Source organism: Chryseobacterium piperi (genome assembly GCF_002285635.2).
In the GTDB taxonomy this organism is placed as follows: Bacteria; Bacteroidota; Bacteroidia; order Flavobacteriales; family Weeksellaceae; genus Chryseobacterium; species Chryseobacterium piperi.
Map to the genome: position 1 here is coordinate 2162775 of NZ_CP023049.2, position 17829 is coordinate 2180603.

General features: G+C 35.3%; 15 protein-coding genes. 2 read left to right on the forward strand and 13 right to left on the reverse strand.

Annotated elements, in window-relative coordinates; all coding sequences use genetic code 11:
- Positions 1 to 216 precede the first annotated feature (216 nt).
- The 13 genes from tssD (CJF12_RS09320) to tssO all read right to left on the reverse strand — a co-directional run bounded on the left by tssD (CJF12_RS09320) (position 217) and on the right by tssO (position 16289).
- Positions 217 to 621, reverse strand: a complete 405-nt coding sequence (gene tssD, locus CJF12_RS09320) for a type VI secretion system tube protein TssD (RefSeq protein ID WP_034685828.1) — start codon at positions 619 to 621, stop codon at positions 217 to 219.
- A gap of 288 nt (positions 622 to 909) precedes the next feature.
- On the reverse strand, positions 910 to 2181 hold the full coding sequence (locus CJF12_RS09325) for a PAAR-like protein (RefSeq protein ID WP_034685837.1): 1272 nt from the start codon (positions 2179 to 2181) through the stop codon (positions 910 to 912).
- Complete coding sequence (locus CJF12_RS09330) at positions 2178 to 3152, reverse strand: hypothetical protein (RefSeq protein ID WP_034685835.1); 975 nt, start codon at positions 3150 to 3152, stop codon at positions 2178 to 2180. Before CJF12_RS09330 ends, CJF12_RS09325 begins: the two co-directional genes overlap by 4 nt.
- A 23-nt stretch (positions 3153 to 3175) precedes the next feature.
- Positions 3176 to 4231 carry a LysM peptidoglycan-binding domain-containing protein gene (locus tag CJF12_RS09340; protein WP_034685832.1) on the reverse strand — a complete coding sequence of 352 codons (1056 nt, stop codon included), beginning with the start codon at positions 4229 to 4231 and terminating at the stop codon, positions 3176 to 3178.
- A gap of 4 nt (positions 4232 to 4235) precedes the next feature.
- Complete coding sequence (locus CJF12_RS09345) at positions 4236 to 6434, reverse strand: type VI secretion system Vgr family protein (protein ID WP_034685831.1); 2199 nt, start codon at positions 6432 to 6434, stop codon at positions 4236 to 4238.
- Between the two features lie 156 nt (positions 6435 to 6590).
- Positions 6591 to 6995, reverse strand: coding sequence for a type VI secretion system tube protein TssD (gene tssD / locus CJF12_RS09350; protein WP_034685828.1), 405 nt, complete (start codon positions 6993 to 6995; stop codon positions 6591 to 6593).
- 291 nt (positions 6996 to 7286) lie between these two features.
- Positions 7287 to 8159 (reverse strand): lytic transglycosylase domain-containing protein, encoded by an 873-nt coding sequence (locus CJF12_RS09355; protein WP_034685826.1) that lies wholly within the window; start codon positions 8157 to 8159, stop codon positions 7287 to 7289.
- Between the two features lie 64 nt (positions 8160 to 8223).
- Positions 8224 to 10722: an ATP-dependent Clp protease ATP-binding subunit gene (locus tag CJF12_RS09360; RefSeq protein ID WP_034685825.1), complete on the reverse strand. Its 2499-nt coding sequence runs from the start codon at positions 10720 to 10722 to the stop codon at positions 8224 to 8226.
- A gap of 388 nt (positions 10723 to 11110) precedes the next feature.
- Positions 11111 to 11515, reverse strand: coding sequence for a type VI secretion system tube protein TssD (gene tssD / locus CJF12_RS09365; protein WP_185097166.1), 405 nt, complete (start codon positions 11513 to 11515; stop codon positions 11111 to 11113).
- 310 nt (positions 11516 to 11825) lie between these two features.
- Positions 11826 to 14225, reverse strand: a complete 2400-nt coding sequence (gene tssR, locus CJF12_RS09370) for a type VI secretion system protein TssR domain-containing protein (RefSeq protein WP_034685823.1) — start codon at positions 14223 to 14225, stop codon at positions 11826 to 11828.
- Positions 14226 to 14273: 48 nt separating this feature from the next.
- Positions 14274 to 15185 (reverse strand): PKD domain-containing protein, encoded by a 912-nt coding sequence (locus tag CJF12_RS09375; RefSeq protein WP_034685820.1) that lies wholly within the window; start codon positions 15183 to 15185, stop codon positions 14274 to 14276.
- Between the two features lie 47 nt (positions 15186 to 15232).
- A complete protein-coding gene (locus CJF12_RS09380; RefSeq protein ID WP_034685818.1) occupies positions 15233 to 15754 on the reverse strand; it encodes a type VI secretion system transmembrane protein TssO in 522 nt (173 codons plus the stop codon).
- Positions 15755 to 15758: 4 nt separating this feature from the next.
- Positions 15759 to 16289 (reverse strand): type VI secretion system TssO, encoded by a 531-nt coding sequence (tssO, locus tag CJF12_RS09385; RefSeq protein ID WP_034685815.1) that lies wholly within the window; start codon positions 16287 to 16289, stop codon positions 15759 to 15761.
- Between the two features lie 181 nt (positions 16290 to 16470).
- On the opposite strand from tssO, the gene CJF12_RS09390 reads away from it, so the two are divergent.
- Together CJF12_RS09390 and CJF12_RS09395 are read left to right on the forward strand one after the other, a co-directional pair.
- A complete protein-coding gene (locus CJF12_RS09390) occupies positions 16471 to 17142 on the forward strand; it encodes a response regulator transcription factor (protein WP_034685812.1) in 672 nt (223 codons plus the stop codon).
- 139 nt (positions 17143 to 17281) lie between these two features.
- Positions 17282 to 17572, forward strand: a complete 291-nt coding sequence (locus tag CJF12_RS09395) for an HU family DNA-binding protein (RefSeq protein ID WP_002984212.1) — start codon at positions 17282 to 17284, stop codon at positions 17570 to 17572.
- The last annotated feature ends 257 nt before the right edge of the window (positions 17573 to 17829 follow it).

Genomic DNA, 17829 nt, shown 5'->3' on the forward strand with positions numbered 1-17829 from the left:
TTTTAAATGAAAATATGAACTGTTGTTACAAACCAATTCAATTGATTACGGATCAATTGAATTTCAAATCTAAAATAACTTATAACAATTTAATTATCAATGATATAAATATAAATTTCAGATGAATATATCTTAAAACCAAAAAACAGAATAGTATACTCTAAAAGGAGTGCACTATTCTGTACCAATTTATTTTTTTACTAAGATGATTTAAGGTTAGTTCCCTGGCCATACACCTTCATAAGCAGCATTACCATAGTTGATTTTTTCTGCGCTTACTACAAAGCTGATCAACATACTGTTTTCGTCTACTGCGTCGAAGTCTACTTCGTGCTGAATTACATAACCGTTTTCCCAGTTCAAAGTAATCAATGTCCCTTCTTCATGAGATTTATTGAATGTAATTTCGCCACTTGTCGGTTTATATTTTCCATTTAATAAGCTTTCCAGAATATCAGATTTTTCTGTAGCTTCTATAGTGAGTTTAATGATAGCATTAGATGGATCTGATGCTACTCGTCCTGAAACGTCAGTAGATCTTGAAACGCTGTAATTTAGCTTTAAAAGTTTCTGACCTTCGCTTCCGTTGAATTTTAAGATTCCTCTTGAATTTGCTGCCATGATTGGTAAATTTTAATCGTTAATATTTTGTGATGCGGTGTTCAATTATATAGCAAATATATACCCGTTATTTTGAACCTCAAAGCTTTCAAACAGGAATCTGAATTTTTGTAGTAGTTCTACTATTTCATGTAGTAATTCTACGATTCAAGAAATAAATAAACACAAAAACATTTAGTAATCAAATAGTTAAAAACTAAAACTAATAATTAAATTAACAATAATTTAACACTAACAAGAGAAATAACCGCTTGTCTCACTTCAAAATAATGTTAAAAAACAAGCATTTTAATTTTGTACAGAATGTATCGTCATTCCACCTCCGGATTGATTTTCAAATGAGTCTGCCAATACACTGAAAGTCCATTCATTTAACGGAGAGACAAGCAATGGCAATACCAACCCTGCAACGTTAATTCCCCCTCCAAAACCTTTTGCAACTTCTGCCTTCATTCCCTTTGTCGTCTCCGCTTTATGCTGGCTAATGACTTTATTACCTTTATTAGATGTTTTTACTCTCGGCAGAATTTTCCCGCTTTTCTGCCTTTTCATAGCTTCCACTGTCTGGGCTCCGGACCTTGTTTTTTTCATTTCCGTAACGATTTCTGCAATTCTGGCTTCACGTTCAGCGCGGGTCCCTTTAAGGTTCATTATTTCTTTAATGTATTTCTCATTCTGATTTTGTCTGTATCTATCATAGGAATGATAAAGAATATTTTCAGCAGCACTCGTTTGAGATGTTCCAATATAAGGGTCATCCGGAGTATCAATTGTAAAAGAGCCTTCTAATTCTTTACGCGAGACCAGCATTTGATCATAGGCAGTATCTCCACTATCGCTACTGTACATGCCCTGCATCCCCTGAGCTTCTAAATAAGCAACAGGCTGGAAGATAAGATATGCTCCTACTACACCAACCAAAGCTTCTTTCCCTCCCGCAAAGAATGCAGCACCTATACCACCTCCGCCTGCTAATGCGGTTCCGCCTGAAAGACCTATTCCAAATCCAAACAGTCCGCTAATAGCTGCTGTAAGACTCACTTCTCCCCAGTTTCTGAATGCTACATTTTTTGCAGCAGCATTGGCTTCACTTTCATCTAAAAAAGGAGTGAGTACTCCCGGTCCGGCAGAGCAGGTTAAAAACGATTTTTGTGTTAGTGCTTTGTGTCCTTCAAAATTCACATTTGAATGGGGGTTAACCCATTCTACAAGATTAGGATTACATTTGGTACTATTTGAGGCTATAGCAACAGTTGCCGCAATAGCAATGGCACCCAGGATTACAGCTCCAACTCCGAAAGTACATATAGAGAAAGCAACTGCCAATCCTAAAGCAAGACCAGCCACTAAAAATGACCATGCTGCTACTTTCCCCCAGTTACTTTTGCACTCGAAATCATCTTTTAATACCATATCAACTTCTGTTAATAAGGGTTTCTTTTGCGATTTATAAATAACAGTAAGGTTCCACATTTTGGGATCAGCAAGCAGAACTCCCGGTGCAGGATCCATCTGATGGCTGCAAACAATAAATGTTTCTTGAGGAAGATAGTTACTCATAGCTTAAAAATTTTTTTTACTTCTTCTTTTTTTGTACCCGCCGTTATTTCCGAAGAAAACTGTTCCAGCTTAAAATATTTCTTGATATGATCAACAATATCAGGGGTTATAAAATTCAGAGAATAAAGATTTTTATCATGGGTATAAAACAATATTCTTATGGCTCTGTTATAGACAGAATTTTCTATAATATGAATCTCTTGAATCGATTTTTTCGGTAAGGGGATTATTTTATTCCCTTCAAACTTCAATGTTTCGGCTGTAAATGCAATCTTTTTTATTTTAGCCGTATAGGAAAAATAGGTATACACTAAAAAAAGATATAAAAACAAAAAAGGCAAAGTCACTATAATTTCTAAAAATGCATTTCTTGTACGGGTAATCAAACCAATCTCAGCCTTATAAGGCTCAATCAAAATTCTAAAAAGAAACATTACCGCAAAACCTAAAACTGCAAAAACCAAGAACTGAAGCTTGGGATTTTTAATGAAAAAGGAATTAACAAACAGATCACCGGATGTGTTAACCACACCAGTATTCTCTTTTAGCCTATTCAGCAGAATATTATACTCCTGCGTATTGCTTTTCAATAAGGATCTGGAAATTGTAAAATGTTCACCCTCAAGGTTTAGTTTAATTGTATTTTGATCCATCTCAAGTGCACTTCCGGAAACCACATGATTCCTCTTTTTATAGGTAACCTCAACGGAATCATTATTAATATGATTGATAGAAACTTTTTCAGAAAAAATGTATAACAAAACCTGATAAAGAATAATGACGTGAAAAAAATAAAAAATAAAAAGAACAAGAAGTATAAAACCTATGCCTGATCTATCCACAAGCTCTCCCCATATTGAACCCAGGTAATCCCACCCCGGAACAAGATAAGAATATAGGAAAACGATAAATGTTGCTATAACAGCCAATCCTATCTTCCTGCTATTATTAAGAGTTTTTATAAAAATCATTATTTGAAAATCAATTTTACTGTTTAAATTCTCCTTAGATTAAAAATACATTCGGATTTTATATTATTCTCAATGTTTTCAATTATTGACAGTTCTGCTTTTTCCAATAGTTTAGTTTTCAAATTATAGGTAAATAGATTTCGCATGTCCAGCTTATAATTTGAAAATTTATATTTAATCAATGGACGGTGGTACTTTTCATACCCCTGGCTTACTTTTTCTAACAAATCTTCAGATTCTATAGTTTCCCATACCTTTCTAACGGTTACAGAATCTCCTTCTTTTTGAAGTATATCATATCTTACTTCCATTGGAACAACTACATCGGGAAATAACTGAGACTGGTAGTTGTACTGCTCTCTTTCCAGCTTATCGTCACTGTAATATAAATATTTATCTAAAACTGTTAGATAAAATAAATCTCTGTTGTAGTCCTTTTCATCATCATAGGCATCGGAAAATTGAAAATCACCTTCACTGATCAGCTTATGATACTCCTGTGGTTTGGTTTGTTTAATAATTTTAATAAATTCAATATCATTGAGCTTATCGCTCTTAAATCTCTCCCATTTCTCTTTCAGTTTATCTTTATTGATAATTTTAGAAAAACGGCCTAATTCATTCATCTTTACTACACAACTATTTCTTATATAATCAACTTCTGAAACAAAGTCAAAAACACGAGACAATGCAGGAGGATTAAATTCATAAAAAAAATCACAAAGCTCAACATCAATTAAGCGCTTTGGTAAATTATATTTTACCTTATACTCTTTTTTTAGCTGAGAATAGCTTTTAACATCTTCTTCAATTCTGGTTACATTTAGCTGTTCACATCTGTAAGTTGCCCTTTGGTCATAATCTATTATAATACCTGAATTATTTTTCTGCTCTTCCTTTGTGGTAAAAGGTAAAATAATAGTCTTGATATGAAGGGGTAGCTGATTTCCATAAAACTGTTGGGTAACTGATGAGTGAGAATTATGAAAATCCACTAATGTTTTAATGGTTATATGGTGTTTTTCTGCTATTAACTCTAAAGTATCTCCTTGTTTTACCTCATATTTAATTATTTCCATACGATTAATTTATATCCACCTGGCTTCCTGTGATAAATGTATTCCCAGTTGCATTGATGGATGTATCAGATTTACTGTGCAAACTCAATTTATTTTGAGTAACAAGTAGTGCATTGTCTTTAGAATTCATATCCAGCATTCCATTTCCAACAGAAATAGTAATTGAATCCTGCTTTATAGTGATTTTATTTTCTCCTACTTTTAGTTCAATCTTTTCTTTACCTTCAATAGAAATATTTCCACTACTATCCATTTTTAAAACAGAATTTATTCCACCTCCATCTTTACTTCCTACATTAATAGTATGGGTACTTCCTGTATTAACAGTATGATCTACTCCCACTTTTTCTGTACTATTATTACTCACTGTGGTAGTAATATCTCCCGAACCACTCAAGACAACAGAATTTTGGTTTCTATCTCTTACAGTAATTCCTCCGCCGTCATTTAATTCTATGATATGCCCGCTTTTGCTGCTTAGGCTTTTGACATTATTTCCAGCTCCGCCTCCACCGCCAATTCCACCATGGAACATTCCGCCCATTACAAAAGGACGATCGGGATGCTGATGAACAAAGTTGACGATAACCTGATCTCCAACTTCTGGAATTGCCATAAATCCACGGTTTTTTTCCACTTTTTCACTACTTCCCGCGTCAGGAGTCATGACTCTGATAAATTCTGTAGTGGTAGACCCATTTTGCCAGTCAAACTGAACCTGTACTCTTCCCTGGTTCATCGGATCTGTATTGGAAATCACCTTAGCAAACTGCGATTCAGCTTTCGGCTGTTGAAATTCCGGACGAGGAATAAAGCCCGTATCTGCTGCAATGGCTTCAAATGTTCCTGTGTAATATCCCCGTGCATCCACTTCATGATTCACCTCAATGATCATTAATTTTGTGAAATAGGCTGTTTGGTTGGTGTCTGTCTTACGCATTTCAATATCCGCAACACAACCGGGATATAAAAATGGAACGCTTGTGGTGGCCAATGTAACAAATACATCAGCAGCCTTACTTCCTGCGGTTCCTTTTTGAGATGCATCAATATCCATAAATGAGGTAGCTTTAATCGGTGCTATTCTCAAAGAAGGGGTAGTGAATGTTTTTTCAGAAATTTCATACGCCCGTTTTGCAATATTGGACGTATGGTTTATTTTAGAAGCTCCCGTAGTCAGTTTCTCATTTTTACTGCTGTTATAGCCATAAAAAGTAGGATTGACATGTTGGGCTTTCATTTTAATCTTAACATCATTAATACTGCTACCATAGGTAAGCTTCACCGGCTTTTCCTGCGGGGGAAGCTTACCGAAATGAAGAACTTCTCCATCATAATAGAATTGTTCGCCATATGCTTCAGCCATCCTTGCGAGATAGTTGTAATGGGTTTCTTCATACTGAGAGCTATAAGGAACATTACCATGTTGGCAATCTACCCTGAAATCAAATTTATTTTGCCCTATCCCTTCTTTAATCACCTGATCGGCAATACTGTTTAAGCTGATTTCCTGATTCCCACCAAAACTCTGGATATGAGGAGCCGCGTCCAGAAGAACTGTTGGGCTAAAACCGGTCAAAACAATATTTCCCAGACTCCCTTTTTCCTGACTGAATCCAACTTCTGTAATGACTCCTACAAAGTTTCTTTCAGGACCATTTTCTACATCTTTATATTTAAATATGACTGTAATTCTTTTTCCCAGAAAATTTTGTGCTTCTTCAAGATTATGGTTTTCAGAACTTCCCAAAGTATCATGAGCCAACATTAAGTCAAACTCATGATGTCTGCTTGTACTTTGTTTGAGTTTGAAGTGTTTGAAATGCTTTACCATCTTTCCTTCAATCACAATTTCAAGCTTAACCACTCTGTTAATGCCAAAAATCTGGCTTTCAGGTATAGCTTTCGCATTATGTATTTTGGAAGTTGGCTGTTTAGACCAAACTTTGCCTTGACTGATTGCAGGGTTGTTTGGAGTGACCATTTGATTCATAAACATTCCTGGAGCATTTTGTTTTACCCCTGAATATGCTTTTTGAATTTTTCCAGCTTTCTGGGTTGTTTTCTGAACTGCAGCATCAGCCTTTTGCATTTTTTCATCAACCTGTTTTCTTACTTCTTTTTGACCCACTTCCTGTATAGGCTTCGTAGAATCCTTTACATTTTTAGGGCTTTGTATTTTGGGTTTGTTATCCTGAAACATAGTACTTTGTGTTTAGTTAATGTAATATTAAATGCACTCTCCACTATTCTTAAATATATATTTTTTGATCATTATAGCAGAAACAGGAAAACAGAATAGTATACTCCAAAAAGAGTGCACTATTCTGTACTAATATTTTTATTAAGAAATTTAGGATTAGTTACCTGGCCATACACCCTCATAAGCAGCATTACCATAGTTGATTTTTTCTGCGCTTACTACAAAGCTGATCAACATACTGTTTTCGTCTACTGCGTCGAAGTCTACTTCGTGCTGAATTACATAACCGTTTTCCCAGTTTAAAGTGATCAATGTCCCTTCTTCATGAGATTTATTGAATGTAATTTCGCCGCTTGTTGGTTTATATTTTCCGTTTAATAAGCTTTCCAGAATATCAGATTTCTCTGTAGCTTCTATAGTGAGTTTAATGATAGCATTAGATGGATCTGATGCTACTCGTCCTGAAACGTCAGTAGATCTTGAAACGCTGTAATTCAGCTTTAAAAGTTTCTGACCTTCGCTTCCGTTGAATTTTAAGATTCCTCTTGAATTGGCTGCCATGATGGTAAATTTTAATCGTTAATATTTTGTGATGTGGTGTTCAATTATATAACAAATATATACCCCTTATTTATAACGTCAAAGTTTTCAAACATGAATCTCATTTTTTGTAGTAGTTCTACTACATTAGAAATAAAAGCACTATTATTCAATTAAAAACGCCTGATAAAGCAACTTAAAACAGAAATCACCTAATTAAAATTCACGATTTGGAGAATAAATACAAAGCTACGATCGCTCTGTTTTTACTATGAACCGCCTTCTAATTAGTTTCACTTTAGCACTCTTAGCCTAGTTATTGGTAATCGTCTTATTTCCTTCTTTAATGGATCGGCTCAGTATTTTATTTTTTCTGAGCAAAAAATCAGGCATCAGATCTACCGGTAGATAAAATGCACTTTCGCCCTTATTCTGAAGTATATCTACAATTCCAGGATTCCAGGTCAGTATTTTGTCAATTTCCACATTAAGTTCATCTGCGACTATACTCAAATTAAACCCCGCATTGATTTCTGTTTCTGCTAAAGAAGAATCAGGCTCACTTTGTCCTGTTCTCGATTCAAAAATCATATTCATACGGGCGTTATTGTAATTGCTAAGTACGTTTGGTAACTCACCTGTAGCATAACAGGCATTTAAATATTTTTTAACATGATTAATGGTTTCTGCGGGTAAGTATTTGCTGAAAACATGATATTGTGAAGACCCTGCTGTCTCCATAGCTCTGGAAATATTTCCTTCTCCACAATTATAAGCTGCTACTACCGTGACCCAGTTGTTATATTTCTTATACAAATGAGCTAATGAAACCACCGCGGTTTTGGTACTTCTATATAAATCTGTACGACTTTGCTCAGACAAACCATATTGGTTGGCATGGGAAGTCATAAACTGCCATACCCCTACTGCTCCAGCTCCAGAAACCTGTCTTCGATCGAACCCTGATTCAATAAGTGCCAGGTTTCTTAAATGCTTAGGCAAGCCTTTTTGAGATAATGAATATTCAATAAATTCAACCACCTCCTTGTTGGCGTTGATGATATTTTTATACCTTCTCACACTAGTTTCAGAAGTATCAGAAGCTGAGAGAAATTGTCCACTTACAAAATGAGTAGAGATCAGCAATAATAAACTGGTAACACTATTTTTGAAATCTATTTTCATTTCAATATTTTTAAGGGTAAAATTAAAAAATAAAAAGATGTATTAAATAATCTTATTTTTTAATCTATGATACCACTTTCCAAATTAATTTTTCTTCCTCGGCATTCCAGTCTACATTGATGATCTCTCCTGATTTTACCTCTTCTCTTACGATCATTTTTGAAATAGGTCTTGCCAGTTGTGCCCGGATAACTCCCGAAATCTGCCTTGCTCCATATTTGCTACTAAATCCTCCCAATGCAAGATTTTTCACAGCCTCATCGCTTATGGTAAGAGTAATTCCTAATCTCGTTAATGAAGTATGAAGAGATTTCAACTGAATATTAAAGATTCTTTCTGCAATAGATTCCGTGATTGGTGCGAAAGGAATAATCTCGGTAATCCTGGCTAAGAACTCAGGTCTGAATCTCCCTGAATTAGACATAATCTGCATTAACGATGAAGATGCAGGAACCTTTCCTTCTTCAAATTGTCTGACTATTTCTTCACTTCCAATATTAGAGGTAAACAATATCAATGCATTACTAAAATCACCTTCTTTTCCAAGCTTATCATGTACTTTCCCTTCGTCCATGATCTGAAGAAATACATCAAAAACGGAATGGTGTGCTTTTTCGATTTCATCAAACAAAACCACCGTATAAGGCTGTTGCCTGATTTTATTAACCAGCATTCCTCCTTCTTCATATCCCACATATCCCGGAGGCGCTCCATATAATAATGCTGCTGAATGCTCTTCTTTAAATTCGGACATATCAAAACGAACCATTGCTTTTTCATCATTGAAAAGTAATTCAGCCATTGATTTCGCTAATTCCGTTTTTCCGGTTCCGGTTGGCCCAAGCAAAAAGAAGGATCCTATAGGTTGGCCCGGCTTATTTAATCCGCTTCGGTTTTCAACAATCGCATCCGAAAGTATTTTCAAAGCATGATCCTGACCTACTACCCTGTTTAATAAAAGGGATTCCATATTCAGAAGCTTTTCTTTTTCCTGAGCCTGGATTTTACCGATCGGAATATTCGTTTTAGCAGCCATTACCGCTGCTAATTCGAGACGGTCTACTTTTTCTCTTTTTTTAGATGCATGCTCAAGCAGTTCAGTAAAAGTATCGTCGATGATTTTCTTGATCTGGTCTACCGGCATCGAATTATCTATAGCCGGCTGCTCACTCAAAGATCCCCATAAAATAGGGCTTATTTTATCTCTGAGCAGGTTATAATTCCAGATCAGTTCATCTGCCTGATCCTTGTTATCTGTATATTCTTCTTTTAAAATATTTTCATAGCTTGCTTTCCAGCTTTCTAACTCTTTTTCTGAAAGCTCATCAAGCATTTTTATAGCAGCCATTGTTCTGTCCAACAGATCAATAGCTGCATCAGGCAGCTTTTTCCCTTTTGCATATCGCTTGGCTAAGCGTACACATTCCGGTAAAGCCGTTTTTTCAACTTCTATATTATGATGTTTTTTATACCCGTCTAAAAGTACATCAATCATTTTTACACAAGTCTTTTCGTCCGGTTCGTTAACGGTAAGTACCTCAAAACGACGGTTGAAGGCTTGTTCCGGCTCAATAATTTTTCGATATTCTTCCTGAGTAGTCGCCCCAATAACCGTGATCTCACCTCTTGCCAATTCCGGCTTCAGCAGATTGGCTACATTTCCGATGCTTCCTTTAGGATCCAGTAGCGTGTGAATTTCATCAATAAATAAAATTGCTTTTTCAATCTTTTTGCATTCATTAATGACTTTCTTAAGACGATCTTCAATCTCTCCTTTATAAGAAGTTCCAGCCAGTAATGCTCCCGTATCCAATTCCAGAAGCGTCGCATTTTTAAGCATTTCAGGAACATTCCCTTTAGTAATCTCAATAGCGAAGCCTTCCACTAAGGCAGTTTTCCCCACTCCCGGTTCTCCGATAATAATAACATTCGGCTTACTTCTCCGGCAAAGAATTTCGACCAGCATTCTTAACTCTTTGTCTCTACCAATAATATTTTCCAATGTCCCTTGTCTGGCCTCCGCCGTTCTGTCTACACAATAACTTTTAAGTGCAGGGAAAGAGGAATCTGAAAAGTCAGATGTACTGGAAAAAATTGATGAAAAATCGCCATTTTCAGAAGCCGAGAACGGAGTATCTTTTCTGTATAAATTGAATATTTCGTGTTCTCTGAGAGGCAGTGATTTAAGCTGTTGCAATGAGAAGGCAACCTGTGGTTTTACAATAGCTGTAAGCAGACATATCGGAGTAATTTCATCAAGTCCTAATTTTAACCTGATATCATCCGCCTCTTCTATAATCAGATCTACATGCTCGTCTTGTCCTACTTCATCAGGGAGATGAGTTGTTTTAGGATAATCCTCAATGCGCACATCCGCCCATTCGTAAAAATAACCCGGATCTTTATCGATGCTTTTCAGAAATTCATTCAGTCCGATATCTTTATGCATCAATGCCTGTAAGATGTGTGGCCCTCCATAAGTGCCGTTATAATTCTCTCTTGCTATCGACTGTGCAATATGAAAAAGCTGTTTTACTGTTTCGTTGGTTACTAGTACTCCCATTGATAATTTTCTTATATTAATATAAAATATGTGTCTTTGTTTCTAATATTTTTTATGTTGATTAAGCAACGAACAATATGAGATTCCACAAGAGATACCTTCACCAGACTTTAAATCCGTTACGATCTTTTTGTACTTTCCGAATACTGGATGTACCAAAAGAAAAACCTCGCATTTTTTCAGGTGTGGTTAACATATTTTCGTGATTATGATGTGGTTTAAAGGTAAAAAAAAATATTCAATCAGTCGCTTTTTCATTAAAGTATTACACAATAGAACCTTGAGTTTACTATATTTTACCTACAAAATTTGTTTTGAAGCAAAAAGACTGCCTTTTTGAAGGACAGTCTCTCTCTTTATGAATGTGGATTACTGTGTGTTGTATTAATTAGCTGGTTGGCCATAAACCTTCGTATGCTGCTTTACCATAATCAATTTTCTCTGCACTTACGACAAAGCTGATCAACATGCTGTTGTCGTCTACGGCGTCGAAATCTACTTCATGTTGAATAACATAGCCATTCTCCCACTTTAAGGTAATTAATGTACCTTCCTCGTGAGACTTATTGAATGTAACTTCTCCGGTTGTTGGCTTGTATTTTCCATTTAAAAGACTTTCAAGAATATCAGACTTATCTGTGGCCTCAACAGTCAGTTTAACAATTGCGTTTGATGGGTCTGATGCCACCCTTCCAGATACATCCGTTGATCTGGAAACACTGTAATTAAGTTTTAATAATTTTTGACCCTCGCCTCCGTTGAATTTTAAAATCCCTCTTGAATTGTTTGCCATGATTGTGAAATTTTAATCGTTAATACTATTTTGTGATGCGGTGATTGTAAAACAAATATAATATCATTACCAATATCGCAAAAGCTTTTAAATCTATTTCTGATTTTTTGTAGTAGTTCTACGATCTGATGTAGTAATTCTACGATAGAAGATATAGAAAAACCGGTAACTAATTTGCTGCTATACATTTACAGAGATTCAAATATGAATCTCCATTTATTTATTGTATACGGAAAAGAGAAATATTTTAAATTGACAGACACAAAAAAAGCGGAATTAAAATTCCGCTTTCAGATATCATTATAGATAATTAATGCTTTGTATATTCAGGTTCCTCTACAGGAAGCATGGTTGGCATAAAATACTCATTAAGCCAATAGAATGTTTGCCCGTTTTGCTGGATCTTTACAGCAGGATCATTTCTATGGTTAAGTAATCTGTCTGCTAAATCTTTATAGTGACGGAAATAACTTCTAACCGTTTCATTAGTAACAATCTTAGACTTTCTCCAGCCCTTCAACTTGTACTTAGACATCAGTTCTTCTTCCGAATTATCAAAACCGGTAGCCATCCCTACTGCATAAGACATAGGCTGCTCATATAAATCACCTTTATCAATGAACTTCGTTGTAGGATTATACTTTTTAAGAATTTGTACAAATTCTTTAATAGCTCTGGATTGACTAAAATCAGCCCTGGCAGCACCTGTCTTATCGTAAACTTCAGTGTAGAAAGCTTTAAGGTTATCGTATTCTGTTTCAGAAATCAGAATTCCTTTTTCAAGACCCGGCTTAAACTCTTTTAATTCTTTCGGGATATATCCTTTTACCAGGAACGGACTTCCATAATTGATAAGCTGCGCTGCAATTCCGGCCGGAACAGGATTAGTAAGTCCTGGATATATATATTTATATTTTAAGTCTACATCTGTTCTTCCTGCTCCTACTGAAGAATGGAAGTAATCATTGAGAGAGTTATCGATCGTTGTGTTATCCAGCGTAACCTGAGATATTAAACTATCAACAGATTTTTTTAAATATCCCGGAGTTGTAATATCTCCCTTCTTAGGAAAAATAACAAATCCCTGTGACATACTTTGCTTTGGATAGTCTAACGAAAAGAAACCCGAATCCCCTTCCACAAGGCTAAAGTTATTCTTCGTTAAAACATCATTTTGATTAATGATCTTTTGCTTTTTAAGCTCAGCGATATTCTTAGCAGTGTTTGTAACAACATTTTCAGAAAGTAGTACAAAATCATTATACGTATCAGATGCTCTCGCACTGGTCTGGAACATAATCAATCTGGCCTGTGCCTGAGTAAGAGAATTGATCACTCCATACATATTTCCGCTCTGATTTGCAGATGTTCCTACTGTAATCACAATATTCGTCTCATCCGGAACCGTAGAAAGCAGGTTTCCGGCAGCCATAAGACCTTCATTTACCGGCTGATATCCACTATTATTGGGGCAATTCATTTCATTAGCCTTCTGGTCGATGAATGTTGTTATTTTACTGTAATCCTGGCTAAGGTTAGATACAGCTACATTATCACCACACGCATTGTTTTTATAGAGCACCACTCCATACTTCACAGAATTGAAATAGGAAGGCTTCTCAAACCTAAGCTGTAAATCTTGTAATAAAGATTTTACAATAGGTGCATAAGGAGCGTTCGGTCCACTGATATCCAATGCAAAAACAATATTTATTTTTTTATTTTTCTCAGTAATTTCCCGGTAACGGTCAAAGTAAATAGGTTCCCCCAATACATTGAATACATAGTTTTTACTATAATCTAGAATATTAGTAAAGTATTTCGTTTTTGAATCTGGAGTCTGCGCTTCTTTTAATCCTAAATTAACAGGGAAAATATTCTCAAGAGGTGTTCTTTTATTAACGTCGGTAAGAAGAACTGCAGTTCTGTTTTCCGTATTGCTTCCTCCTGGCGCCCCTTCATGTATACCCAGTGTACTTTCTGTAACACCGGTTGTATTTTTCATTTTTACAGCAGAACGCTGTCCCCATGCCGAAATAACATTCGAGCTCACCCAGCCATACAAGCTATTATCGATACTGTCCATATCTACGCTTGGCTTTTTCCCTACCAGAAACCTTTTATTGTTTTCAGCCTGCTTGTAGACATATACAATCTGTCCGTTAGGAATCTTTACATTAGCTGTCTCGATTAAACTTGGAGAATTGAAAACCATGATGGAATCATTCTTATAGTACCTTTCCGCGCTTCTGATAACATCACTGTTACTTGGAACCACCGCTACTCTTACAGGATAGCCTGTTTTTTCATCTTTTAAAGAATTGCTCCAAAGAAGAAGATCCGATTCAGGAATCCATCCATAGGTTTTAATAGCTTTTGACGACACTTTTTTCATTAGTGCATCCGGAATATATTCCGCTACCTTCACCATTCCGTCTCTATGTTTTAAAACCATTAAAGGTTCCAGGAATTTAACTTCTTTAAATGATTTCTCATCACTTTTATCCAGATAAGCTGTATTTCTGGAGCGATCTGAAATAGCGATCCATGGAACTGATTTCTTTGAATATCCATTAATAACCGAGGCATTATCAATTTGCCCATATTGCGACGGCTCAGGAGTCTTTTTGGACGGCAGCTTTACCTGACAGCTCGTCAGTACTATCGAAACGCCTATATAATATGCTGCTAGAGGAAATTTATTTTTCATCCTATTTTATTCTTTTATGATTGGGGTGCCCAATAACTGGGTAATAATTTATTTACTTTGATTGATATCCACTTTGGTTACACAGTTTTGAGCATCATCAAAATTTACTTTTACGGTTTGAATAATCGTATTTTTATCAAACTGTAATCCCGCACAGTACATATAGAAATTATTCACTTTACTGTCGGTTACTTTTACTACAGTATTTTCGTTATTACACAGGTATTTTTGAAGCAGATAATTATAATGAGAATTAAAATTATTTCCATTAGCGATCTGTTGTAAATGGTATTTAAAATCATTATCAATCTTTGCATAGGCATCCTCTACACTTACTTCATCATCTTCCAGTGCATCATAATAAGGAAGGATTTTGATACGGTGCAGCACGGGTTCCACATTTTCATTCGTGTACAATGTCACGATATAATCTCCCGGCTCTTTATAAGAGTAGATAGCCAACTTATCTTTAGAATCCGTACTTCCGCTTTCCCCAAACTTCCAGCTGAACTGAGTAGCATTAGAGATCGCACGAAACTGCACATTTTCATGCTGCATTGCCTGCGCAGGAGCTTCTATGGTGGTTCTTACTTTAGCGGTATCTACCGGTTTTGAAAGAGGTCTTGCAGACACCAGTACAGGAAAGGATTTTGAGTATTTATTATCAATCATAAGGGTTACCGAATAGTACCCCGGTCTGCTATAAAAGTGAAAGCCATTGCTTTTATCAGAAGTTGCTCCGTCTCCGAAATTCCATTTCTTGGTTTTTGCAAATTGAGTTTTATCTTCAAATAAAAGAGTATCGCCTACTGACAAGGTGGACGGATATACATCCCCTATAATGTCATCGGCAGAATGAATGATTTTTTTCTGCAGCCATAATGCAACAAGAGCAGCAATCAGCAATGTTGCAATAACACCGATAATAATGTTCTTTTTGTTCTTTTGAAAATAATTCATAGTTATAATTGTGAAGTGATTGTGTTGGGTAATAGTTGTTCCTGCATTTACTGAGTTCTGTCTTTTAATGCATTTGCGCGTTGGCTTACACGGTCTCTTTTTTCTTTAAGGCCTATCATACATTCCTGATACTTCTTTTCAAAAAGTTTGATGTCTTCTGTTGTGCTGGAGATAATCTGTTTATCTTCAAAATACATTTTATAGAAATGAGCGATCTGCGGATAAGCATCCTTACGGATATCAATGATATCAACACCAAAAGAACCGTTAATATCATTAATTCCGGTTTGAATTGTATTTTCCACAAAAGGTTCCGTCGTTTCGTTGGTCAATTTTTGAATCTGAACAAATGTAGAATCTACTAAACGCTGTGTAAGTTTTTGCTGCTGATCAAATTTTGCTTTTTCTTCAAGTTTCTGAATAGAAAGAATATCTTCATCTGAAAAAGGAGATTTAAATCTTTTAAGAAAGATAATTCCAAGAAAGATAATCGCAGCTAAAAGCATTAAAATCAAGTAGAAAAATTGATACTGCTTTTCTTTTTTAGATAATGTAACTTGTCCTTGCATAATGTTATCTTTTTCTTCTGCTTCCCGAAAACTTTCTTGTAGGATCCTTGGCCAGAACACTTTCCACACCGGCAACTTTGCCTGTACACAAATTCAAATCCCTGATTGCAATCTTTTTCTTATTAGAAACTTCCACAATCTGGTTCTTTAAATTCAACATCGGCCTGATTTGTTTCATTAAACTGGAATAATGCTTAAAATTATCCACACTATCCTTGCCCATGATATTCTTAGCATTGTTCACATTGTCTATAATATCATTTCTAAGGAAGATATCATTTTCTACCCTGTTCAATCTGCTCATTCTGCTAAAAATAGTATCGACCTGTACTCGTAGTATATCACTTCGGCCCAGCAGCTGTCTGTAATTTTCAGCTTCTCGGCTGATCCCATCTGTCTGTGTATCATAGCTTTTAAAAAAGAAAAATACACTGGTAAAAGAAACAGCGGCTAAAACAACAAAGGACAAAACAAACTTCCAAATGCCCGTCCTGACGTCTGATTTATTTAATTTTCTTTCCCTATTTGAAGACATATTTTTGTGATTTGTTTGGGTCTGTGAAAATATAAAAAAAAAAATTCCTGCACAATATCTAACTTTTCAGTGAAATACTAACATAATTTTCATTTAAATTAAGATTAATTTTAAATTTAATAAGTTTTTCTTAATTTAGGCCTCTAAATTTTAATTATCACAAGCCAAATCGATATTAAAAGTGAATAAATTGTTATCCAATACTGTGCGATTTTCAATAGCCGACAGTGATTTTTATTTTAAAAAAATCCTGATCAAAACGCTTTTGGAGAGCCCGTTTTACATGCTCCTTAACGACTGTAACAATGGGCACGAGCTGGTGAACCGAATCTACAGGAGACAGGAGGATGTCTTTATTATTGAGCTCTTTATGCCGGTGCTCAGTGGTATTGAGGCTATCAAGTACATCAGACAAAGCAATACAGAAACCCCTATCATTACTTACTCCGGAACCTATCAGGAAGATATGGCGGAAATTCTTTCTAAAATTCCTAATCTTTATTATTGCCAGAAAAAGAGCAATATCATCCGAGATATTATTAAAGGTCAGATCGTTTCAAATACCTTCAATTATGAAGCGTATTCCAAAGAATGGGAACAACAGCCACTTGCTGTTATGGAGTATATGGACAGACAGAAAAAGAGTCAGGAAGAACTTTCTCCTACCGAGATACAACTGATGAAATTCTGCTATGAAGGCTTCAGTAATAAGGAGATCGGAGAAAAACTAAACCTAAGCACAAGGACCATCGACACCTATATTAACAGGCTTACAGAAAAGCTGGGATTAAAGACCAAACTACACCTTATCCGCTTTTGTGTAGAAAATGGATATTATAATTCGAGCATGTAATAAGCACTTCACGTAATATTAATATAGAGTAAATATAAAAACGTCAACCCTTTACCGAAAATTTTTTTGCCACTAATTTGCTAGTATTCAATTTTTTTAACTAAATTTGCACACCTAAAATTTAAAATTAAAAAAGGAAATGACAAAGGCAGAATTGGTAAACACCATCTCAAATAAGTTGGGAACAGAAAAGAATGAAACACAGAAAGTTGTAGAAGCTTTTATGCAGGAGATCAGGACTTCTATGTATAATGGAGATAACGTTTATCTAAGAGGTTTTGGTTCTTTTATAATTAAAACAAGGGCTGCTAAAACAGGAAGAAACATTTCTAAGAATACTGCAATTGAGATTCCTGCTCATAACATTCCAGCTTTCAAACCATCAAAATCTTTTGTTGAGAAAGTAAAAACTAAAGTTGCAGTAAAATAAAAATTAACTGAATATTAACTAGTTACTAAAAAATTTAAAATTATGCCAAGCGGAAAGAAAAGAAAAAGACACAAGGTTGCAACTCACAAAAGAAAGAAAAGAAGAAGAGCAAACAGACATAAGAAAAAATAATCTCCTTTTTCGAGATTTATAATATATTAATATAGTTGGTGTTTTTAATTTTTTAATTTACACCGACTATATTTTTATTTGTAACTATAAGATTCCGAAGGAATCAGGATTGGTTTTATTTATTG